This is a genomic window from uncultured Lactobacillus sp. (assembly GCF_947367125.1).
GTDB lineage: Bacteria > Bacillota > Bacilli > Lactobacillales > Lactobacillaceae > Lactobacillus.
Genome location: NZ_CANBCQ010000039.1, coordinates 1 through 22,835, shown reverse-complemented (window position 1 = coordinate 22,835; position 22,835 = coordinate 1). Strand labels below are relative to the sequence as shown.

The following is a 22,835-nucleotide window of genomic DNA, read 5'->3' as shown; positions in this document are numbered from 1 at the left end:
TTCTTTTTCTTTTACTTTGTTTTCTTCAAGTCTGATGCGAGTTAAGAGATTAATATAATTAGAGTAGCCATAGGCTGTTCTTTTCTGAGTAAACCATCAACAGGAAAAAGTATAGGGCCAAAAATCCATGGCTTTTTTGCATAAAAAGGATAAAATATAAGGTAAATAAAATTAAAGAAGGGTCTAAAAATGTATCAAGAAGATAAGAAAGACTTGAAGATTTGGCTTTTGAATAATATTACTGATTTGCTAGTCGATGAGCAGAGCAAGCCCGAAGAGCGCAAGGTTTTGCTTAATGCTAAGCATCAACTGGAGAACGGCGAGTCCGCAAATTACGTCTGCAACTTGATTCGCGTTGGCCTTGACCCATTGAGCTGGCAGAGCAAACTGTCACACGGTGTGATGGAATTTCACCACGCTATTATCAGTGGTGCTCGTCCGGTTTCAGCACAAGCTGGTGCCGTTGGTGGAGCTGCTTTAGGGATGGCTTTTGCCGACATTATCGGAAAATAAACGAAAATTATCAAGGGAGTTAACAAAGTTTTTGGTTAACTCCTTTTTTTTTGACCGAAAATAGGCTTATAATGACCAAATATGTCCAAAATTCGACCGAATACGTCATTTTTGCCAATTGAACAATAATTCATGGCAAAATATTTTTAGAAATGAGGAACCACAATGAGCGATAAAAATTCAAAACCTAAATTTTCAGGCCTTTATATGATGATTTCAATGTTAATTGGTTGGGCCATTTTCTTCTTTGGCGCCTGGGCTTGCATGAAATTTAGTCTAGAATTTTTTGCCATGCCGCGCTTTATTGCTGTAGTAATTGTCTCAATTGCTGGGGCAGTGGTAGTGGGACCGGCGATCTACGGCTTTTTATATCTAGGTCGGAAAAAGTAAGCCCGAAAAGTATTGACAAAGTGACTAAATAATATTAGTGTATTAGATAAGCAATACAGTTAAGAGGAAGGATGTGTAGACATGACAGCAATGAAGATAATTTTTGATGGAGTACTTATTTATTTGGTAATTTGCACAGTGATTTCGGTTATTAGAACGATCGGTGCTAAGCGTGAAAAGTGGCATGTCTACAATGGTCAAGGAATGAGCTTTGATCAAGCGTTTATTAGATACTTTGTGGAAGATATTACTTGGGGCCAAGTAACGATCTAGTGGGAGAAGAACAATGCTTTATTTATTCTATATTTTAGTTGGCTTGTTGATTGTTTTGGGCGTCAACTTGATGATTACTGGGCTGTTAGCGGTGCATGACATGTACACTTGCAGTAAGGAAGAACCAACTTTTGCGACCTTTAAAAAGTATTTTGTAAAGAACAATAATATTCCGACTAAGGTGTCAGATTTGTTTAATTAGAAGTTGCCATGTGGCAGCTTTTTTATTTTGATCACATTTATTTGATTGTTATTTAAAAAAGCTTGTCAGTAGCTCGTTTAAAGTATATTGACATAGAAATTCAGGTAATTTACTAAAAAATCTACGATCGCCGTTTTTGACACCGCTTTCAAAAGCGAATACATTAGATGTAACAGAGTAAATTGATTTAGAAAGAGAGCATCAAGATGAAATTTAACAAATTAACTAAAACAGATATCGATAACTTAAGCAAATTCATTTCCGATCCAGATCGTTTTATCACTAAGCCAACGGTTCACTGGGATCATGACCAATTCAAGACGGTTAGAGCCATGCCTGATTTGGTTATTCAACCAGAAACTAATGAAGAAGTAGAAAATGTGGTGAAATATGCCAGCGATCACCATATTCCAATTGTGCCACGTGGTAATTCAACTGGTTTGATGGGTGGCAACTTGACCATTGAAGGCGGAATTTCGCTTGATATGATCAAGATGAACAAGGTGCTGGAATATGAGCCAGATAGTTTAACGATGACAGTGCAAGCCGGGATTCGCTTGAAGGATATTGAAGAATATCTGGCTAACAAGCCATTCACTTACATGCCAGCGCCAGCCATGCACTGGGCTACAATTGGTGGTAATGTCGATACTAACGCTGGCGGTTTAAAGGCGATCAAGTATGGCGTTACTCGAGAGCACATCCGTGAATTAAAGGTTGTTTTGACTGACGGCAAGCTTTATAAGTTTGGCGCTAAGGCAGTTAAGTCCTCATCCGGTTATTCCTTGAAGGATTTGATCATCGGCTCAGAAGGGACCTTGGGCGTGGTAACAGAAGTAACCCTGCGCCTGTACCCACGGCCGAAACAATCAATCAACGCGATTATTCCATTTCCTACTTTGGACGATGCGATTAAGTCAGTGCCAGCAATTTTGGCTTCCGGAGTAGTGCCAACTACTGTTGAATTCATGGGCAGAAAGGTAATTAGCCTCTGGGAAAAGTACTACGATGAAAAATTCCCAATCACTAATGGCGATGGCTTCATTATTTTGGGGTTGGATGCTTTGACTAAGGAAGAATTGCAGGCTGGTTTGAAATTAGCTTTAGCTGCAACCAAGCAATTCAAGGCGAAAGATGCGGTAATTTTGGATGCTGATTCAGAGGAAGCCAAGAAGATTTGGGCTTGCCGGGAAGCCTTGCTTTTAGCTATTCAAAAGTCGACGCCAAAGATGGATGAAGTCGACATTTGTGTGCCAATTAATCATATTCCTGATGTTTTGCATCGGGTTGATGAATTAGAAGAGGATACTGGCATGCGGATTCCTAACTTTGGTCATGCTGGCGATGGCAATTTGCACATTTACCTGTGCTCTGATCAAATGAGCGATGAAGAATATAAGCAAAAGAGTCACTACGTAATTACAGAACTTTACAAGACCGCCAAAACCTTAGACGGTAACATGTCCGGTGAACACGGTATTGGTTATGCCCGCAAAGATTGGTTCGAAGATTATTATGGTCATGATTATACTGAATTATTGAGAAAGATTAAGCATGTCTTTGATCCAAACTATGTTTTGAATCCTGATAAAATTTTCCCAATGGAATAAATTAAGTAAAACTGCCGTAAGGCAGTTTTTTTATGGTATGGCCCAATTTAGTTGCTTATTGTGCTAAAATTGAAAGCGAATACATAGCTTTGGATTTTAGAGGTAAATTATGACTAATCAACTTACTAATTTTACAAAAAAGGGGCAAACTGTTACTTTAAACTATGAACACGGACTAATCACTTTAACCGTATTAACACCGGAAATTATCCGTATCTTCCAGGATCGTGGCAATGCCAGCAACTCTTATGCCATCGAAGGTGACAAGGAGATTAAGACCGACTTTGAGGTCGAAGATAAGGGCGATCATGCAGAATTAACCACTAAGAAGTTAATCGTTAAAGCATACGCTGATGAAAAAATCGATGTCTATGATGAAGCAAGCAATCCGTTAATCTTAGATTACCGCGAAAAACGGACGCCAATTGATCGGCAAATGGATAAGGAACACCTTAAACTGGCGGAATCTGAAGGTCATGACGTTAAAAAATTGCTCGGTCAGCATGATCAAAACTACTATGAAATTATCAAGTCATTGGCTGGCGATGAACAATTTTACGGCTTAGGTGACAAAACTGGCTATTTGAACAAACGCCACTATGCCTATGACAACTGGAACACCGACAATCCTGATCCACAGGTCGAAAGCTTTACCCGCTTGTACAAGTCGATTCCAATTTTGTTAGGCTTGAAGAATGGTCATCCTTACGGGATCTTTTTTGACAATACTTACCGCAACCACATTGATCTGGGCAAGGAAAGCAACAATTATTACTACTACTCTGCAGTTAACGGCAACATTGACTACTATGTCATTGGCGGGGCTTCGCTGAAGGAAGTTATTACCAACTACACTTACTTAACCGGTCGTGTGCCTTTGCCGCAGAAGTGGGCCTTAGGCTACCAGCAATCACGCTGGGGCTATAGCGTTAGTCAAAAGCAGGTGGAAAAGATTGCCGAAAACTTGCGCAAGTATGACTTGCCATGTGACGTGCTCCACTTGGATATTGATTACATGGATGGCTACCGCGTCTTCACGTGGAGAAAAGATAGCTATGAAGATCCAGCTGATTTTATTAAAAAGATGCGCAAACTGGGCTTCAGAATTATCACGATCATTGACCCAGGTGTGAAGAAGGACGATGCTGGCTACAAGATTTATCAAGAAGGGCTGGAGAAGGGCTACTTTGTCAAGGCACCAGATGGTACTGTTTATGTCAATGAAGTTTGGCCAGGGGATGCCGTCTTCCCAGACTTTGGCCGTGAAGAAGTGCGTCAATGGTGGGCTAAGAACTGCAAGTACTTGGTTGATCTAGGCGTGGCCGGTATTTGGGATGATATGAATGAACCTGCTTCATTTAGAGGTGAAATTCCGGGTGATACTGTTTTCCACAACGAAGACGAAGCGACTACGCATGACAAGATGCATAATGTCTATGGCCACAACATGGCTAAGGCAACTTATGAAGGCTTGAAGAAATATTCAGGTAAGCGCCCATTTGTCATTACGCGGGCAGCTTATGCTGGAACACAAAAGTTTTCCACAGTGTGGACTGGTGACAACCAAAGTCTGTGGCCACATGTGCAGATGATGATTCCGCAATTGTGTAACTTGGGTATGAGTGGCTTTAGCTTTGCTGGTACTGATATCGGTGGTTTCGGTGCTGATACGACACCTGAACTATTGACTCGCTGGATTGAAGGGGCTTTATTTAGTCCGCTTTACAGAAATCACGCCGCTCTTGGCACGCGTTCACAGGAACCGTGGGTCTTTGGTGAACCAACTTTGTCAATCTATCGGAAATATTTGAAGTTGCGCTATCATTTTATTCCATATCTTTATGATGAATTCTATCGTGAAAGCAAGACAGGCTTGCCAGTTATGCGGCCGTTGGTTTTGAATTATGAAAATGATCCACATGTGTATAACATGAACGACGAGTACATGGTGGGTGAAGACATTTTGACAGCCCCAGTTGTTCAAGAAGGTCAGACGAAGCGGGCCGTTTACTTGCCAGAAGGTGAATGGATCGACTTTTGGCACGGGGTTGAGTATGCCGGACGAAATACGATTTTAGTTGATGCACCAATTGATAAGTTGCCATTATTTATCAAGAAGAATACGATTTTACCATGGGGTAAGGAAGTTAGTCACATTTCTGATGAACCAGATCAAGAAATGACCTTCAGAGTCTTTGGCAAGCGTGGTAAGTACACTCATTATCAAGATAATGGTCTTGACTTTAAGTATGAAAATGGCGAATACAACTTGTATGACGTTGAAGTTGATGGTGATCAGGTAACAGTGAAGTTAACTCATCATGGTTATGCACATGAATATCAACGAATTGTAGTTGAATCAGCTGATCGCAAGGTGATTTTGAACTACTGCGACGGCGAATATGTAATTGAATAAAATAATGCGAAAGCTGCGGCGAGATCCGCGGCTTTTTTGTTGGGGTGGAAAAGTTTGCAAATTCAAGGTGGAAAAATGTAAAACTAGCTGTAAGACAAGGTTCAAGTCGTGCCGATTGTAATGCTAGGGTTATAAATAGTAGTTATTTCTTCGTTATTATAAACATTATTATAATAAACATGATTACGATAATGTTTTTTAGAGGAAGAAAATGTTTATCGGCAGAAAAAAGAAATATCGACACTGAAACGGCTTTATGACAGTGATAAGTTTCTGTTCGCGGTGATTTACGGTAGACGTAGAATCGGTAAGACAGCCTTAATTAATGAATTTTTGAAAGACAAAAAAGCAATTTATTTCACTGGGTTAAAGGAGAATGCGGCCGATAGTCTAAAAAGATTCAGCACGGCAATTTATGATTTTATCGATCCTCATAATACGGCTAAATCAAGTTTTGCTACTTTTGATGAGGCGTTTAAGAAGATTGCTGAATTAGCGCAAAAGCAGCGCGTGGTCTTAGCTATCGACGAATATCCTTATTTGGCCAAAGCATATCCGACGATTAGTTCATTGATTCAATATTATATTGGTTATTTCTTTACTAAGACTAATTTATTTTTGATTCTTTGTGGCTCTTCGATGTCCTTTATGGAAAATCAAGTCTTGGCCTATAAGAGTCCGTTTTAGAAAATATTAATCAGAATTTTTTGCAACAAAATACGCCATTATTTGAAGAGCCAAATAATTTGTTAAAGCAGGAATTACGTGATCCTAGTACCTATAATTCAATTATTAATGCCATCGCCATGGGCGCTTCTAAGCAAAATAAGATCGCTACCAGCAGTCATATGACAGTTTCGACTATTAATTAAGTATCTAACTAACTTAATTGATTTGGGCATTATTACTAAAATTGTTCCGGTGACCGAGGCTAATAATCCACGTACTAAACATACGCTGTATGAAATCTCAGATGGGATGTTTCGCTTTTGGTATACCTTTGTGGGACCGAATATTAGTCTGATTGAGCGGGATGCCGGCCAAGCGGTGTTGGCTCAAGTTGAGCAGCAGCTGCCGAAGTATTTAGGCAAAGAGTTCGAAAAATTAGCTCAAAACTACATGTGGACTCATGTTTTAGATAAAGATTTTATTCCGGTGCCGTTCCAGTATCTAGGTTATTGGTGGGGAACTGATCCTAAAACTAAGCGCAAAGAAGAGTTAGATGTAGTGGGGCTAGCAGCCGATAAGATCAATGCCTATTTCGGCGAATGTAAATGGCATAATGAGCCAATTTCTAGCTCTGTTTTAGAGACCTTGATTAATCGGAGTAATCTGATCAATTATTCGCAAAAGCATTATTATCTGTTTTCAAAAGTGGATTTCACGGATTCTTGCCGCGAGTTAGCTGAAAAGGTTAATTGCAAGCTGGTTACTTTTGCTGAAATGTAGAATGGGGATGAAAAATGTGTCATTGGTAGTTTATAGCCAATGGCGTTTTTTTATTGCAAAAAAATATTTTATTTCTGTCTTGCAATTATAAATTATCGTAATACAATAACTTATAAAGAAAAGGATTTAATAGATGGAGGAGTAAAAATGAGAAAGTTCATTTTAAATTTACTTTCGGTAGTAGCTTGGATCTACCAAGCAGTTTGTGTGTTAAGCATTGTGATGTCAGTTGTGGTAACTGGTTTTATGATTTTTGTCGTTTCGCAACCCGATATACGGACGGAAGTTCAAAAAGGTTTTCATCAAGAAATTGGAGTGTCGATGAGCAATAGCACAATGTGGTGGATAACCGTTGGCTTATTCGGCTTTATGTTTGTTGGCTTTTTCGCCCAATTCTTTATTTGTCATTACGCTCGCGCGATTATTAAGAATATTAAGCAGGAAATCTACTTTGCTCTTAATACTTTGCAATACTTGAAGAGATTGCTGATTTCAGTTGCTGTGTATGTTGGATTCACAGTTGTTTACTACATTATTATCTTCTGCAATTTTGCAACTTTTTCAGCAATGAGCAAGCGTTACGCTGGCGATGTAACTAGCAACTTCCTGTATCCAAGCAGCATTACCAATGGCTTATTATTCTTAGCAGTGTTGTACGTGGTTTACTTAGTCTTCAAGTACGGGATGAAGGTTCAAGAAGACGCAGATTCGATTATTTAAAGGGTGATATGGATTGATAGAAGTGACATTAGATTTCATGTTGTTGAAGCGGAAGATGTCTTCCAAGGAATTAGCAGAAAAGGTTGGCATTACGCCCGCTAATCTCTCAATTCTGAAGACGGGCAAAGCGCACGGCGTGAGATTTAATACGTTAAGCAAAATTTGTGAAGTGTTGGATTGCCAACCGGGAGACTTATTGGTTTATAAAAAAGATGATTGATTTTTCATAGAGGAAAGAAAAATGTTATCTGAGAAGAAAAGACAAATTAGGTCAGTCATTGGAATGCTAATATTGATTTTATTCTTTGTTTTCATAAATCTATTTGAAGGTCCATGGAGTTTACCTAGAATCATTTTATTAGTGGCGGCAGTAGCATTATTAATATTTAGTGTGATAACGAAAATTGTAAAAATCTTGAAGGAATAATTGAGTTGAAGGGGAATGGAATAAATGAAAGAGCAAAAGTTTGAGCGTGAAAATAAAAAGATCATCTTGGGGATGATCATTGGGACAGTTGTAGGTATAGCTTTGATGTTGCTGTACATGAGCAGTGAAGCTGGCTGGCATTTGAAGATGATGCAAATTATTATCGCTGTTGCCTTGGGCGCAGTGGTGGGACCGCTGTTTGGTGGCTTAATTATTGCTAGCTTAGTTGAAAATAAGGGCGTTTTAACTTCCTGGAGCGCATGTTTTCAAATTCTAGGAACTGGAATTTTATTTGTACTAGTTGACTTCATTTTTGGATGGATTACTAAAACAAACGATGGTAATTTAGGAGCAATTCTATTCTCTAATAGTAGCTTATGGTCCTTGATCTGTGGGATGGCCATGGGTGCAATTTTCTTAAGAAAGAAAAACTAAAGGTGAAGGATGGATATGAAAAAAGAGTTAATGATATTAGGAATAAGCGTTTTAGTTGCAATAGTTTTAGCTGTATTAATTGGTTGTACCAAGTATTATCACTGGATGCTCTTGACTATTCTTATACCTGTAATAACGGGGATTTACTTATCAATAAAAAGAGCTAAAAATAAGAAAAAGTAGGGATGGATATGAAAATCTTAGCTGTGATCATCGTTGCACTGATTGCCGTATGCTGGCTAGTCGCGATTCCGCAAACTTACCGTAGTAAAAGAAATGGCAAATATGTTGTTAGTTTTTTCTGGCAAAGAAAGAAGAAAGAATTAGTTTATCCAACATTCCTGCAAGCTTACTGGCGGCGAGGTGGGATAAATATGTTTGAAGGTATTTATTACTGTGGTTTGATTTTTTATTAGTTATTGTGAAATAAGTTAAATACCAAATCAGTCTAAAAAATGACCAATTTGGTATTTTGTAATATGACAATAAGGTGAGAAAAATGAAAAAGAAAATTTTGACTAAGAGTCAAGTTAGACTCAGAGGTATTGTTGCCGGTATTTTATTTACGTTATTAGGATTTGTATGGGACTATTTTCAATACAAAACACTAAGCTGGGGAACAGTAATTGGGAATGTAATTGAAGGTGTAGTTTTTGCTATCTTTATGATTATTTTCATGAATAATTATTATAAGAAAAGGAATAAGAGTCAGTAATTTGGATATTGATAATTATTATGTTGGAAAAGTTAAAGGACAATTTGTTGATGCTGAAGAAGTATTTTGTTGAAAAACAATATTTCGACTAAGTTTTCAGATTTATTCAATTAATTTTCTAGTTTACTTTTTCTGTAATATGTTTTCCTGTAAAATATTAGTCAATTTAATAGAAATATCTGTGAGGTAGCGGCTAATGTTAAAAATAGAACACCTAAACAAGAGCTTTGGCAAAACTCAGGTTTTGTTTGATGTAAGCCTCAATGTCCCAGATGGTCGAATTCTTGGTCTGGTTGGAAAAAATGGGTCCGGGAAATCGACCATTTTTCATAGTATTCTGAAGTTTGTCGATTATACCGGTAAAATTAGCATTGACGGTCATACTTTTAGCGCAAAAGATTACGACGATATTGGCTACTTGCCTGAAGAACGAAGCTTAATGCCAAAATTGACAATTGCTGATCAGGTTAGCTTTTTAGCTAGTCTAAAAGGGATGCCAGCTAAAAAGGTGAAAGAAGAATTGCCCGACTGGATGTCTCGCTTAGCAGTTAAAGGAATTCCGATGGATAAAATTAAGTCCTTGTCTAAGGGTAACCAACAAAAGGTTCAGATGATTGCTACTTTGATTCATCAGCCCAAGTTGATTATCCTAGATGAACCCTTCAGTGGGCTGGATCCAGTTAATGTTGATTTGATGAAACAATTAATTTTGGAAGAAAAAAGACAAGGCGCTACGATCATTTTTTCTGATCATGATATGCGTAATGTGGAAGAATTATGTGATGATGTCGTCATGATTAATGATGGACGAATCGTATTGAATGGTCCAGTAAATGAGATCAAGAATAGTTTTGGTTTAACCAGAATTTTTGTCAGAACTGATAAAGGTGTTGCTGAATTAATGACTTTGCCTGGAGTAAAAGATGTAGTTTTGCAAAATAATGGTGTTAAGCTACTTATTCTTAAAGACGAAAAGTATGGTAAAGAAATCTTTGATACTTTGTCAGCTGGTCAATATATTCAAACTTTTGACCAAGAGCCACCAACATTAGATGAGATATTCAAGATGAAAGCAGGTGCCCGTCATGAATAAAATTTGGCTTGTAGCTAAGGAAACCTACCGCAGAGAAGTGAAAACTTGGTCATATTTGTTAATGATTTTCGCACCATTTTTATTTTTCTTCCTATCTTTTGGAATTGGCATGATGACAGCCAGCAATAGTGATGGTAATTATATTGGTGTGGTTACAGCTAATCCAGCATTGAAGCAAGCAGTAAAGAAATCAGACGATTTTGATAATTATGCTACTAAGGCAAAGGCTCAAAAAGCCTATAAAGATGAAGACATTGACGGCTACGTTTTAGTAGAACAGAACAATAATCAGTTGTCTGCAACTTACTACAGCAGTGAAAAGATGGATGATGATGTCAAGTCAGAGTTGATGGCAAACCTGCATGCGGTCCAGCAACAGTTGAATTTAAGTCAGGCAAAATTGACAGCAAAGCAGAGTCAAGTTTTAGCTACCCAGGTGAAGTTTAAACAAAGCGTCAAGCATACAGAAAAGAAGAGCTTTAGCAGCGATCCAGTGAAGCAGATTTCCTTCTGGGCTTTGTTAATTATTCTGTATATGCTAGTAATTACCTATACCCAAGTAACTGCACAAGACATTGCCACCGAGAAGGGAACCAAGATGATGGAAGTAATCTTCTCCAGTATGCCAGGTGGTGATTACTTTACTGGTAAGATTCTGGGGATTTTTGGCGAAATTGTGACTCAGGTGCTGATTTATGTTATTGGCTTTGCAGGAGTATATTTTGCGGCACCATACATCGATGGCTTTAGTGGTGTGTTTAAGCAATATAAGCCAATGATTGATCAGGCAATTGGCAATTTAGCTTCTTGGGGACTGCTTTTTACGATAATCGGTTTAGTTTTGTTCATTATCTTTGCTGCTTTCTGTGGAGCTTTAGTTGCTAAGAGCGAGAATGCCAATAAGGCAGTAGGACCATTAAGTACATTGATGTTGATCGGTTTTCTTTTCACATTAAATATGTCAACAAGTGGCGACACCATGTTTGCGCAAGTATTGTCCTATGTTCCATTTTTGTCATCATTTGTCATGCCAGCCAGAGTGATCATGGGCGCTGCAAGTAATTGGGAAGCAGCTATTTCAGCGGTGATTGCCTTGGCCGCTACAGTGGGTTCATTTATTTGGATTAGAAAGATTTACCCAAGCTTGATTTTGCAAACAGATGATGTAGGTCCATGGCAAAACTTTAAGCGTAGTTTATTAAATTAGAATCTTAATCAAGACAGCGAGAGATGATTTCGCTGCCTTTTTCTTCGTCAAATAGGCTAAAATGACTAAGAAAAAATAGTTGGTGACGAAGAAAGAGACTGAATTTTGATGATTCGGTCTCTTTTTTGCACAAAAATGAAGTATCTTGAAGAAAAATAACTAAAAATGAAACTTTTTGAAGAAATGTGATTGATTTTGGAGGGGAAAGCGAATACAATATTTATCGAGGTGAAAAAGAATGCTGACCCAAGAACGCCAAAGCATAATTGAAAATTACGTCAACCAGCACGAAGTGTGCCGCGTTAGCGAATTATGTGACTTAACTGAAACATCTGAATCAACCATCCGTCGCGATCTGATCCAGATGGAGAAGAATGGCATCCTTAAGCGTGTACATGGTGGTGCACAATCAGTAAAGAATTTCTCTCGTGATGTTTCCCAGAACGTCCGCTTTAATTTGAATCATGACGTTAAAATTGCGCTTGCTCAGTATGCAGCTAGCAATTTCGTTCAACCAGGTGATAATGTCTTTATCGATGCCGGAACGACTACCTATGAATTGGTACCGTTTTTGGCCGACATCCCTAACGTGAAGATTATTACCAATGGTGTTGAAACGGCGTTATGCAGTCTCAATCACGGCATTAAGACCATCTTAATCGGTGGTGAGGTCAAGGATGACACGCATGCAGTGATTGGTCAGACTGCCCTAAGTCAGATTAAGGCAATGAATTTTTCAGTTAGCTTTGTTGGGGCTAATGGGATTGAACAAAATGGCAATCTTACCACGCCAGATCCCGAAGAAGCTGCAATTAAGGCTGCTGAGATCAAGCAGGCAAGACGGGCATATGTGCTAGCCGATTCATCGAAGATCGGTGAACGCAACTTCGCTGTTTTTGCCCACACACGCGACGTTTGTGTGGTAACAGATCAACTTACATCCAGTCAAAAAGCGGCATTACCTGCCGATATCAATCTAAAGGAGGCAAAATAAATGATCTATACAGTAACTGTTAATCCAGCGCTTGACTATGTTTTACAATTAGAAAAAGTTAACCGCGGTGAAGTTAACAGAACTAATAATGATGCATTTTTAGCAGGTGGGAAAGGAATTAACGTTTCTCAAATCCTTAACCAATTAAACGTTGACAACACAGCTTGGGGCTTCGTTGGTGGCTTTACTGGTAAGGAATTGGTTCGTCAATTGAACCAAAAGAGAATTGAAAGCGACTTTGTAACTATTTCAGATAACACTCGGGTGAACGTTAAGATTCACGCTGAAAAGGAAACTGAAATCAACGCAGCTGGTCCTAATATTACTAATCAAGAAATCACTGCTTTCAAAGATCGTTTAAACGACTTGAAGAAGGGTGACATCGTGGTCATGAGTGGTTCACTTACTCCAAGTCTTCCTACTGATTTCTACCAATCACTTCTTCCAACTATTAAGGAAGCTGGTGCAGAATTTGTAGTTGATACTACTGGTCAAGCACTTCTTGATACTTTGGAATACAAGCCATTAGTAATTAAGCCTAACCACCATGAATTAGCTGATCTTTTCGGCGTAACCTTTGACTCAAGCGACGTTATGCTTGAATATGCTCAAAAGTTGCTTGATATGGGTGCTCAAAACGTGATGGTTTCTATGGCTGGCGAAGGTGGCTTCTTGCTTACCAAGGACCACGTTTACCATGCCAAGGGTGCTGTTGGTACTGCTGTTAACTCAGTTGGTGCTGGTGACTCAATGATCGCTGGTTTTGTTGGTACTTACTACAAGACCCAAGATCCTAAGGAAGGCTTCAGAATTGGTATGGCTTGTGGTGCTGCTACTGCCTTTACTAAGGATATTGCAGTTAAGAGCCAAATCGAAGCTGTTCTTCCACAAATTAAAGTTGAGCAAATTTCTTAATTTTAGAAGGGATAAGATAGATGAGAATCAAGGATATTTTAAGTCCTGACTCCATGATTATGGAGCTTAAGGCTAAGAATAAAGAAGATGCCATTAAAGAAATGGCTGACCTTGAAGTAGCAACTGATATCGTTAACGACGAAGATGCTTTTATTAAGTCAATCTGGGCTCGTGAAAACGAATCAACTACTGGTATTGGTGGCGGAATTGCGATGCCTCACGCACGTAACAAGTACATCAACAAGGCTCGTGTATTGTTTGCCAAGAGTAAGGAAGGAATTGACTACAACTCACTTGATGGTCAACCAGTTCACTTATTCTTCATGATTACTGCCCCAGATGGTGCTGACAACACTCACCTTCAAGCTTTGGCAAAACTTTCAGGTTTATTAATTGATCCTGATTTAGTTGAAGCTTTAAAGAACGCTAAGACGCCTGAAGAAGTTATCGATCTTTTTGAAAAGGCCGAAGCTAAGAAAGACGAAGAAGACAAGAAGGCAGCCGAAGCTAAAAAGGCTAAAGAAGCTGCTAAGGCTCAAGGCAATAGCGATGACGACAGCAAGCCATTGATCGTTGGTGTTACTGCATGTATTAACGGTATTGCCCACACTTACATGGCTCAAGAAGCCTTGATTAAGGAAGGTAAGAAGCGCGGCATCGAAGTTAGAATTGAAACCAACGGTTCAGAAGGGGTTAAGGATAAGTTGACCCCTGATGAAATCAAGCGTGCTAAGGGTGTTATCATTGCTTCAGATAAGAAGGTTGATATGCCACGTTTTGACGGCAAGCACTTAGTTAACCATCCAGTTGTTGACGGGATCAACAAGCCAGGCGAATTGATCGATGACATTATGGATGGCAAGGCAGCTATTTACCACGCAAGTGCTTCTGATAAGTCAGAAGAAGCTGCATCAACTGAAAAGCCAGGCTTATGGGCAGGCATCTACAAGAACCTAATGAACGGTATCAGCCACATGCTTCCATTCGTTATTGGTGGTGGTATCTTAATGGCCATCTCATTTATCGTAGAAAACTACATGGGTGGCGCTAAGACTCCTGCTTTCATCTTCTTAAACAACGCTGGTAACTTGGCCTTTGCCTTCATGGTTCCAGTTTTGGCAGCTTACATTGCTGAATCAATCGGTGATTTACCAGCCTTGATGCCAGGTTTTGTTGGTGGTTACATGGCTTCAATCGTTAATGGTCAATTCCAAGTTAACGTTCAAGCTCACGCAACTTCACCGGCCGGCTTCTTAGGTGGTATCGCTGCTGGTTTTATTGCCGGTTACTTGATGGTTGGTTTGAAGAAAGCATTTGCTAAATTACCTCACTCAGTTGAAGGTATGAAACCAATGCTCTTCTATCCAATTTTGGGCTTGCTCTTTATTGCAGCAATTATGTTCTACATCATTAACCCAATCTTTAGTGGAATCAACTTTGCAATTACCCACTTTTTGAACAGCATGGGTACTGGTAACTTGGTACTTTTGACCACTATTCTTGCCGGTATGATGTCAATCGATATGGGTGGACCTTTCAACAAGGCTGCTTACGTCTTTGCTTCAGGCGCTTTTGCTAACGACCCACACTCAACTACTGCTGCTATTTTGATGGCTGCTGTAATGGTTGGTGGTATGGTTCCTCCATTTGCTACTGCCATTGGTACTACTTTCTTCAAGAACAAGTACACTACAGAAGAACGTCGTGCTGGTGTTTCTAACTGGGTATTAGGCTTTTCATTCATTACCGAAGGTGCAATTCCATTTGCCGCTGCTGACCCAGGTCGTGTAATTCCATCATGTATCATTGGTTCAGCTGTTGGTGGTGCTTTAGTTGGTTTATGGCACGTTGGTGTTCCAGCTCCTCACGGTGGTCTTTGGGTATCACCACTTGCTGGTAACATCGGTGGTCCAAGCCACATCTTGTACTACTTCTTAGCAACGATTATTGGTTCAATTGTTGCTGGTTTGATCATGAGTTTCTGGAAGAAGAACGTTAAGGACGACCCTAACGAATAAAAAGAGTAAAATAATTTCAGTTATTGATCAAAAATTAACACAATACGTAAAAAACGTATTATAATATAAATATCTTGATGATCTCTACTTAAATCAAGATACTCTGTTATGTTTTGCGCTACCTTCGGGTAGCGTTTTTTTGTGCCAAAATATACGCTATAATAAATTAAAAAGGATGAATGGGTGAAGAGAGTGGACGAGCAAATTATTCGGATTACTAGGGCGTTGAATCATCCGATTAGAATTCAAATTCTTTATTATCTAAATGATCACCAAAAAAGCAGCGTTAATAACTTAGTTAAGCAATTCGACGTGAGCCAGCCGGCTATTTCACGTCATTTAAGGATTCTAGAAGAAGCAAAGCTAGTTAAGAGTGAACGAGTTAAGCAAGAGCGTTATTACAGCTTAGAAGACACGCACGTGATTAAGATTTTGGATGTTTTGCGGCAGCACGTGAAGGAAGAATTTTAGTTGGGTTTGACAATTATATAAAAATATGTTTATATAATAATGTAATTTTAGAACAAAGCATTTAATAAAATTCAGCAAAATTTTATTGACTTAAATTTACGATAGCATCAGGCTTATGCAGCTCTGGTGCTATTTGTGTACTCTGAAAAAAGTTGACATAAGTTCAAAACTAGCTTATTCTAACTTTTAATTAGAGAATTTTTGCTGAGTTTTCTAATTAAATGCTTTTTTATTTTGCACAAGGAGGATTTTTATGCAAAATTTCAAATCTAAAATTACCAAGTTGATTTCTATTTTAGGATTAGTTAGTGTGCTGGCTTTAGTTGTTTCGGCATGCTCAAATAAGAAGTCAGCTAGCGATTCAGATAAGATTAACATAGTAACGACCACAAATGTTTATTCCGATATCGCTAAGAATATTGTGGGTAAATACGGCAGCGCTAAGGCGATTATTAATAATAGCAGCACCGATCCCCATGACTTTGAACCAACTACTGCTGATGCCAAGGAATTGACTAAGGCTAATATTATTGTGGCTAATGGCTTAGGCTACGATTCTTGGATGAATAAGTTGGCTAGTTCAGTCAATAAAAAGCCGGTCTTAGTTGGTGAAGACTTGATGGGCTTGAAGAAGGGCGATAATCCTCATATTTGGTACAATTTAAATATGCCAACTAAATATGTTGATTATTTAGTTAAACGCTTGTCTAAGCTCGACAAGAAGCATGCAGCTTACTTTAAGGCTAACGGTGAAAAGTACCTAGCTAAGGTTGCGCAAATTAAGCAACTCGTAAAGACTGACAAGAAAAATAGTAAGCCGGTCTTTGTTAGTGAGCCAGTCTTTGATTATGCTTTGAAAGAAGCAGGCTACAAGATTGGTGACAAGGACTTTGAAGAAGCTATCGAAAATGGTACTGACCCAAGTCCAAAGATGATCAACAAGATGAATGATGAAATTAGAGCAAAGAAGATCGCTTTCTTTGTTAATAATACGCAAGCAAGCAGCTCAACTGTGAAGTCATTTGTAAAATTGGCTAAGGAAAATAATATTCCAGTGTTGAATGTACGCGAAACAATTCCTAACCATACTACTTACTTAGCTTGGATAAAGGAAAACTACCAAAATTTGGCTAAGATGGAAAAATAAATTTTAGTCAAGCAGGGGGTGTGATGAGTGATTTTGGAAGTAAATAATCTCTCGATGAAATTTGATACCAAGACTGTTTTTCAAGATTTAAATTTTAAACTTGAAGCTGGGTCGATGACGGCACTACTTGGACCAAATGGAACGGGGAAGACTACTTTAATTAAGATTTTGATGGGGATGCTAAAGCCGACTGGGGGCAGCTTTAAGTTTGATAAGAATGTCAGACTGGGTTATGTGCCTCAATTTCGCAATATCGATGCAGAATATCCTTTATCAATTCGCGCCTTTATTGGCTTGAACGCTCATTTATTTAAAACTAAAAAGGTGAGAGAGCAGATCGACCATCAATTGGCAGAAACACATTTGAGTCAAATTCAAAATACCCGCATGGGTGAAGCCTCTGGTGGACAAAAACAACGGGCATACCTGGCTCAGGCCTTGCTGGATCATCCCAATATGATTATCTTGGATGAAGCAACAGCGAGCTTGGACCCAGCTGCTAAGGAAGAATTGATGGGCTTAATTAAGCACTTGAATCAAGAGCACAAGATTACCGTTTTGTTTGTGACTCACGATATTCCTTTAGCTAAAAAGTATATGACTGATTACTTGTACCTGAACAAAGGGACAATTAGACAGGGAAAGATGAGTGAGTTTAAGGAGGATTTTGAGTAATGTTTCAATATGAATTTATGCGTTACGCCTTCTTAGCTAGTACTTTCATTGCAATTACCTGTGGGGTAGTTGGCGTCTATGTGGTAGCACGTAATTATGCTTTCCTAGCTCACACCTTGTCTGAAATTGGTTTTGCTGGGGCAGCCTTTGCCGTGTTTATCGGGATTGCGCCGTTATGGGGGATGCTCTTGTTCACCCTGCTAGGTTCGATTGGCGTTGGCGAATTGTCCTTGCACAGCGATCAAAAGGAATCGTCAATTAGTGCGATTTCGGCCTTGTTTATTGGACTAGGGGTACTTTTCTTGGCTATCTCGGGCTCGAATAGCCGTTATGCGACGAATATTTTATTTGGTAGTATCATCGGCGTTGATAAGCAGGGTGTAATTCAATTGGTTGTTTTATCAATTTTAGTTTTGCTGCTGATTATTTTGGTAGCGCGCAGCCTGAATTTTGATTCCTTTGATCATATTGGAGCCGTGGCCCACGGTGTACATACTGGCTGGGTTGGCATTGCCTTTTTGGTTTCCTTAGCCATGTCAGTGGCGATCGGAGCCCAGATCGTTGGTTCATTGCTGGTCTTCATTTTGCTAACGCTGCCTTCTTCAACAGCTCGTTATATTGGCAAAACGATCCCAGCGATGATCGGTTGGTCTGTTTTCTTTGCCTTGTTTGGTGTATGGGCCGGATTATATCTCGGCTTCATTACCAACTGGCCGGTAACATTCTTTATTGCAACGATTGAGGTAGTAATTTATTTAGTCGCTTATACTCTTCATGTGATTAAACATCGTTAAAATTAAAAGCCAGGTTGAGCTAGTCAGCCTGGCTTTTTTGGTGTAAAAAAGAACTACTCTGTTCCACGGAGTAGTTCTGAAATGATGTGAGAAATTTTACTTTCCATTAATTGTTATATAGTTTGTTGGCGAAACTTGCAAGTAAAATTTGTGAAAATTGTAATTTTCGCTAAAGTTTAGTATCTAATTTTAACTTTTTACCTAAATAATGATTAAATATTAAGAGATACTTTTAATGATGGAGACTTTTGATGTGGATTAGATTCGCGATCGCATTGTTGCCAATTATTTGGTTAATCATCTCATTGGGCGTAATGAGAATGCCAGCTGCACGTGCTTGTGTGATTGGGCTGATTTTAACCATGGCGTTAGCGATCTTTAGTTTTAAGTTGCCAGTGTTAGATACGATGACTGGCGCACTGGAAGGAATTATCATGGGCATTTGGCCGATCATGTTCGTAATTGTGATGGCCTTATTTGCGTATAATGTCACTACCGAATCAGGTGGTATGAAGACCATTCAAGATATGCTGGCGACGATTTCAACAGACAAGCGGATTATTGTTTTGATTATCGCTTGGGGCTTTGGTGGCTTTTTGGAATCAATTGCTGGTTTTGGAACCGCGGTGGCGATTGCCGCTGGGATTTTGATTGCCTTTGGCTTGGAGCCAATTAGAGCATCAGTAATCAGTCTGATTGCTAATACCACGGCCACAGCTTTTGGTGCAATTGGCTTGCCGATCATTACCTTGGGTGAAGTGACTGGGTTAAAGCAAGAAGAATTATCCTTCATCGTGACCTTGCAATTATTTGTTTTAGTTGTGCTGGTGCCATTTATCCTAGTAATTTTAACGGAAGGTTCTATTAAAGCAATTAAAGGCGTTGGACTAATTACCTTGATGTCAGGTTTAGGCATGGCAATCCCGCAAGTAATTGCGGCTAAGTTTGTTGGAGCAGAATTGCCAGCAATCGTTGGGTCACTTTGTTCAATCGCAGTTACGATTTTATTAACTAGATGGCATGATGAGGAGGAAGAACCTGATGTAGAAAAACCAAGTACTAAAGAAATGCTCAAGGCATGTTCACCATTTATCTTAGTTTTCATCTTCGTTATTTTTGCATCATCATTGGTGCCAGCAGTTAATAATTTACTTAATAAGGTGACAACTAATTTGGTTGTTTATACGGGGAAAAATCCGAATACCTTGTCAATTAGCTGGTTGTCGTCTCCAGGTACGTTGCTTTTTGTCGCTACTTTAATCGGTGGGGCAATTCAGGGCGTTAGTTTTAAGAAAATGATGCAGATTTTAGGACAAGTAATTAAGAGCGTCTGGAAGACAACAATTACGGTTTGTGCAATTGTAGGATTAGCCAAAGTAATGGTCTATGCAGGAATGACCGATGCATTGGCAGTGGCCTTAGTTAGCTTATTAGGGCCAGCTTATCCATTATTTGCACCACTCATTGGGGCATTAGGAACATTCTTAACTGGTTCTGCCACTTCAGCTAACGTTCTCTTTGGAAATTTACAACTGTCGGCTGCAATGGACCTAGGTGTAAGTAAGTACTGGGTTGTAGCATCGAACATGACTGGCGCAACGGCAGGGATGCTGTCGCCGCAAAATATTGCCGTGGCAACTGGTTCAATTAACCGCGAAGGTGATGAAGGCGAAATCCTGAAAGAGACCGTGAAGTGGGGCGGTTTGTATTTAGTAGTTTGCTGTGTCTTCTTATATGTAGTTGGTTTAATTGCAGGAATGATTTAGATATAAATAAAAGCTGATGATTCACTTGAAAATGAGTTGAATCTACATCAAATTAAGAATTTTTCTGAGGTAATACAGAGCCGGGTTTCTCAACCAATGAGTGGCAATGTTAACTGGCATAAGATAGCAGTGACGACATCTTATGATTTTGGTGCTGGAGATTTGTATATAATGGTGTCTTAAAAAATTCGAACATGATAAATCAATACTACCAGCAAGCACAGCACCAGGAAGTTGCCTATTTTGGTGGGGTATACTTCAAGGGTAATATTATTCGTGCAGAGGGAAGCATTCCTGTAACCTAAGAGTGCTTATCTTTGAATTTTACTCCTTTCACTCTAATAATAGAGGTAGTTAGAAAGAAGTGGGTTAAAATGAGAATTACAAAATTAGTTACCGGAATATTGCTGATACTACTTGCAATTTGGCTTTGCTTTGAAGGTATAATGAGCGGCATTCTAGGTATTTGGGCAAGTCGTAACCTTGTGAGTGGTATTTTAGAAATAATCTTAGGCAGCTTGTTTATTGCTGCAGGAGTTGTATATATCGTAATGGAAGCCGATCCTTATATGGGCGGTGACATTACCTGCTTTATTTTACTGATTATTGGTGGAGGTGTTGGTTTGGCCGGCGGCTTTTTCAACGTCTGGCTGATCTTGTATGCTGTGATTAGCTTAATTATTGGGATTGGCTTTTTCGTTTGGCATCATATAATTGGTGAAGCAATTTAAAAGAAAATTTTATATAGAAAAAAGCTGATAATTCATGTAAAAATGAATTATCAGCTTTTTTGATATATTCTCGTTTTCTTAGAAAATGGCGGAAAATGAAAAATGTTAAGGCAGAATAGAAAAAAGCTTGATATATCAAGCTTTTGCAGCATCTATAAGATAGATAAATTTAATTCTTGATTTACTTTAGAAAATGGCGGAAAATGAAAGAAAATAAGAGAAAATGGCGGAAAATAAAAAATGAAATCAACAGAATTAATAAATTTAATAAAAAATGATAATGAATCGGAAACGATTGAATATAAAACTGGCCTAAAAGATGCTAAGACAATAGGACAATATATTTCAGCTTTAGGTAATTCTGCTTTAGCTGCTAATATTCCGTATGCCTACTTGATATGGGGAGTCAAAGACTTAACTAAAGAAATAGTCGGTACAGATTTTGATCCATATACTGAAAAAGCAATTGTAGAAAATAAGAAAGGAAAGTCGAATAAGAGCAATATTTCTCTTACTTTTTATTTAAATAAGTTCATTGATCCTAAATTGAACTTAATTTGGGATAAGTGCGAGATAAAGGGGAAGAAAATGGTTTGCTTGACAATAGATGTTCAGCATTTAAATCAACCATTGAAGTTTATGGGGATAGATTATATTCGAGTAGGTACTTCAAACCAGAAACTTAATCTATTTCCTGAAAAAGAAAGAAGAATTTGGGAATCCTTTGAATCTTCAAAGTTTGAGTTAGCTTTTGCCAAAACAGGCTTGACCTTTAAACAACTCTTTGAATATTTAGATCTTGATTTTTACGTAAAGCATATCAACGAAAACTTAAATAATGATTCTTCCTTAAAACAAAGTTTGATTGATAATAATATAATAAGTCAGGTTGGAGAAGATATTTTTAATATTACTAATTTAGGTGCTTATACTTTAGCAAAAAATCTACAAGATTTTGCCGCATTACAAGATAGGTCGATATTCATAACTAGATATCAGGGCAATATGAAACTAGCTAATGCTAGTTATAATGAAATTGAAAAAGCGGGTATTATGGTTTCATTTGATAAGATTCTAAAAGATATTATGGATCATATTCCATATGTAGAAGATTATGATGATGGAATAAGGAAGGATGTTTATAAATTCCCAATAATAGCCGTTCGTGAGCTTCTCGCTAATGCATTAGTGCATCAAGACTTCACGATTTCGGGTATGAGACCAATGGTTGAGATTTTTGATAATAGATTGGTAATCAGTAATCCAGGAATTCCTTTGATTGAACCACTTAGATTTTTAGACGTCCCACCTCGATCCCGTAATCCTGAATTGGCTAATATCTTAAGTAAATTTCATATCACTGAATCACGTGGTACTGGGATTGATAAAGTGGTTTATTCATTAGAAGAGGCTCATTTACCAGCGGTCGAAATTTTAAGCAAGGGTACCACTGCTACGCAAGTAACTATTCGTGAGGAAAAAGCATTTAGTGAATTGGCTATTACTGAAAAGAATGAATCAATTTACTGGGATGCTAGTTTGAAATATGTAAATGACATGAAGATTAGTAACTCTTCAATTCGTAAAACATTTAATTTATCAGATAAAGATGCTTCTCAAGTATCTAAGGCAATTGCATCAAGTTTAGAAGCGCATTTAATAAAACCATATGATAAGAATGCAAGTAAAAGATATATGGAATATATTCCATATTGGGGTATGGCGGTTCAAGATATTTATCATGAGTAATCAAAAAGCTGATGATCCACGTAAAAATGAATTATCAGCCTTTTTTAGTGGCTCTTTGTCAAATCCTGTTGATAATGAGTAAATGAATAGAATCAAGCAACCATTAAAAGGCTGTTTGGTTCTTT

27 protein-coding genes and 1 pseudogene are annotated in these 22,835 nt (G+C 38.4%); all 28 read left to right on the top strand.

Annotated elements, in window-relative coordinates:
* Nucleotides 1-189 precede the first annotated feature (189 nt).
* The 28 genes and pseudogenes from Q0Y84_RS10240 to Q0Y84_RS10105 all read left to right on the top strand — a co-directional run bounded on the left by Q0Y84_RS10240 (nt 190) and on the right by Q0Y84_RS10105 (nt 22,710).
* Entirely contained in the window at nt 190-513 is a 324-nt protein-coding gene (locus Q0Y84_RS10240) for a bacteriocin immunity protein (protein WP_297953276.1), read from the top strand.
* Nucleotides 514-678: 165 nt separating this feature from the next.
* On the top strand, nt 679-903 hold the full coding sequence (locus Q0Y84_RS10235; RefSeq protein WP_297953274.1) for a hypothetical protein: 225 nt from the start codon (nt 679-681) through the stop codon (nt 901-903).
* 81 nt (nt 904-984) lie between these two features.
* A complete protein-coding gene (locus tag Q0Y84_RS10230; RefSeq protein ID WP_297953272.1) occupies nt 985-1,176 on the top strand; it encodes a hypothetical protein in 192 nt (63 codons plus the stop codon).
* Between the two features lie 13 nt (nt 1,177-1,189).
* The gene (locus Q0Y84_RS10225; RefSeq protein ID WP_297953270.1) at nt 1,190-1,378 is read left to right on the top strand and encodes a hypothetical protein; all 189 of its coding nucleotides are present in this window, start codon (nt 1,190-1,192) and stop codon (nt 1,376-1,378) included.
* Nucleotides 1,379-1,584: 206 nt separating this feature from the next.
* Nucleotides 1,585-2,988: an FAD-binding oxidoreductase gene (locus tag Q0Y84_RS10220; RefSeq protein ID WP_297953268.1), complete on the top strand. Its 1,404-nt coding sequence runs from the start codon at nt 1,585-1,587 to the stop codon at nt 2,986-2,988.
* Nucleotides 2,989-3,097: 109 nt separating this feature from the next.
* Complete coding sequence (locus tag Q0Y84_RS10215) at nt 3,098-5,404, top strand: glycoside hydrolase family 31 protein (protein ID WP_297953266.1); 2,307 nt, start codon at nt 3,098-3,100, stop codon at nt 5,402-5,404.
* A 282-nt stretch (nt 5,405-5,686) separates the two neighbouring features.
* Nucleotides 5,687-6,091 (top strand): ATP-binding protein, encoded by a 405-nt coding sequence (locus Q0Y84_RS10210; RefSeq protein ID WP_297953264.1) that lies wholly within the window; start codon nt 5,687-5,689, stop codon nt 6,089-6,091.
* A 20-nt stretch (nt 6,092-6,111) separates the two neighbouring features.
* Nucleotides 6,112-6,276: a hypothetical protein gene (locus Q0Y84_RS10205; RefSeq protein WP_297953262.1), complete on the top strand. Its 165-nt coding sequence runs from the start codon at nt 6,112-6,114 to the stop codon at nt 6,274-6,276.
* 22 nt (nt 6,277-6,298) lie between these two features.
* Nucleotides 6,299-6,853 (top strand): DUF234 domain-containing protein, encoded by a 555-nt coding sequence (locus Q0Y84_RS10200; protein ID WP_297953260.1) that lies wholly within the window; start codon nt 6,299-6,301, stop codon nt 6,851-6,853.
* A 147-nt stretch (nt 6,854-7,000) separates the two neighbouring features.
* Nucleotides 7,001-7,573 (top strand): DUF2975 domain-containing protein, encoded by a 573-nt coding sequence (locus Q0Y84_RS10195; protein ID WP_297953259.1) that lies wholly within the window; start codon nt 7,001-7,003, stop codon nt 7,571-7,573.
* 13 nt (nt 7,574-7,586) lie between these two features.
* Nucleotides 7,587-7,793 (top strand): helix-turn-helix transcriptional regulator, encoded by a 207-nt coding sequence (locus Q0Y84_RS10190; protein ID WP_297953257.1) that lies wholly within the window; start codon nt 7,587-7,589, stop codon nt 7,791-7,793.
* 231 nt (nt 7,794-8,024) lie between these two features.
* Nucleotides 8,025-8,435 (top strand): hypothetical protein, encoded by a 411-nt coding sequence (locus Q0Y84_RS10185; RefSeq protein WP_297953255.1) that lies wholly within the window; start codon nt 8,025-8,027, stop codon nt 8,433-8,435.
* Nucleotides 8,436-8,450: 15 nt separating this feature from the next.
* A complete protein-coding gene (locus tag Q0Y84_RS10180; protein ID WP_297953254.1) occupies nt 8,451-8,618 on the top strand; it encodes a hypothetical protein in 168 nt (55 codons plus the stop codon).
* 8 nt (nt 8,619-8,626) lie between these two features.
* On the top strand, nt 8,627-8,851 hold the full coding sequence (locus Q0Y84_RS10175) for a hypothetical protein (RefSeq protein ID WP_297953252.1): 225 nt from the start codon (nt 8,627-8,629) through the stop codon (nt 8,849-8,851).
* Between the two features lie 83 nt (nt 8,852-8,934).
* A complete protein-coding gene (locus Q0Y84_RS10170; protein WP_297953250.1) occupies nt 8,935-9,150 on the top strand; it encodes a hypothetical protein in 216 nt (71 codons plus the stop codon).
* Between the two features lie 196 nt (nt 9,151-9,346).
* Nucleotides 9,347-10,243 (top strand): ABC transporter ATP-binding protein, encoded by an 897-nt coding sequence (locus Q0Y84_RS10165; protein ID WP_297953248.1) that lies wholly within the window; start codon nt 9,347-9,349, stop codon nt 10,241-10,243.
* Nucleotides 10,236-11,450 carry an ABC transporter permease gene (locus Q0Y84_RS10160; RefSeq protein WP_297953246.1) on the top strand — a complete coding sequence of 405 codons (1,215 nt, stop codon included), beginning with the start codon at nt 10,236-10,238 and terminating at the stop codon, nt 11,448-11,450. Before Q0Y84_RS10165 ends, Q0Y84_RS10160 begins: the two co-directional genes overlap by 8 nt.
* A gap of 238 nt (nt 11,451-11,688) precedes the next feature.
* Nucleotides 11,689-12,444 carry a DeoR/GlpR family DNA-binding transcription regulator gene (locus Q0Y84_RS10155; RefSeq protein ID WP_297953244.1) on the top strand — a complete coding sequence of 252 codons (756 nt, stop codon included), beginning with the start codon at nt 11,689-11,691 and terminating at the stop codon, nt 12,442-12,444.
* Nucleotides 12,445-13,359 carry a 1-phosphofructokinase gene (pfkB, locus tag Q0Y84_RS10150; protein ID WP_297953242.1) on the top strand — a complete coding sequence of 305 codons (915 nt, stop codon included), beginning with the start codon at nt 12,445-12,447 and terminating at the stop codon, nt 13,357-13,359.
* Between the two features lie 20 nt (nt 13,360-13,379).
* Entirely contained in the window at nt 13,380-15,377 is a 1,998-nt protein-coding gene (locus tag Q0Y84_RS10145; RefSeq protein WP_297953240.1) for a fructose-specific PTS transporter subunit EIIC, read from the top strand.
* Nucleotides 15,378-15,569: 192 nt separating this feature from the next.
* Nucleotides 15,570-15,848: a metalloregulator ArsR/SmtB family transcription factor gene (locus tag Q0Y84_RS10140; RefSeq protein WP_041811225.1), complete on the top strand. Its 279-nt coding sequence runs from the start codon at nt 15,570-15,572 to the stop codon at nt 15,846-15,848.
* 253 nt (nt 15,849-16,101) lie between these two features.
* On the top strand, nt 16,102-16,995 hold the full coding sequence (locus tag Q0Y84_RS10135; RefSeq protein ID WP_297953238.1) for a zinc ABC transporter substrate-binding protein: 894 nt from the start codon (nt 16,102-16,104) through the stop codon (nt 16,993-16,995).
* A gap of 27 nt (nt 16,996-17,022) precedes the next feature.
* Complete coding sequence (locus tag Q0Y84_RS10130) at nt 17,023-17,670, top strand: ATP-binding cassette domain-containing protein (protein ID WP_297953236.1); 648 nt, start codon at nt 17,023-17,025, stop codon at nt 17,668-17,670.
* Nucleotides 17,670-18,464 (top strand): metal ABC transporter permease, encoded by a 795-nt coding sequence (locus tag Q0Y84_RS10125; protein WP_297953234.1) that lies wholly within the window; start codon nt 17,670-17,672, stop codon nt 18,462-18,464. Before Q0Y84_RS10130 ends, Q0Y84_RS10125 begins: the two co-directional genes overlap by 1 nt.
* Before the next feature lie 251 nt (nt 18,465-18,715).
* The gene (locus Q0Y84_RS10120) at nt 18,716-20,230 is read left to right on the top strand and encodes an L-lactate permease (RefSeq protein ID WP_297953232.1); all 1,515 of its coding nucleotides are present in this window, start codon (nt 18,716-18,718) and stop codon (nt 20,228-20,230) included.
* A 36-nt stretch (nt 20,231-20,266) separates the two neighbouring features.
* Nucleotides 20,267-20,526 (top strand): annotated as a pseudogene (locus Q0Y84_RS10115) (serine hydrolase); the annotation flags it as partial.
* Nucleotides 20,527-20,676: 150 nt separating this feature from the next.
* Nucleotides 20,677-20,961: a hypothetical protein gene (locus Q0Y84_RS10110; protein WP_297953230.1), complete on the top strand. Its 285-nt coding sequence runs from the start codon at nt 20,677-20,679 to the stop codon at nt 20,959-20,961.
* A gap of 240 nt (nt 20,962-21,201) precedes the next feature.
* Entirely contained in the window at nt 21,202-22,710 is a 1,509-nt protein-coding gene (locus Q0Y84_RS10105; protein WP_297953229.1) for an ATP-binding protein, read from the top strand.
* Nucleotides 22,711-22,835 lie beyond the last annotated feature (125 nt).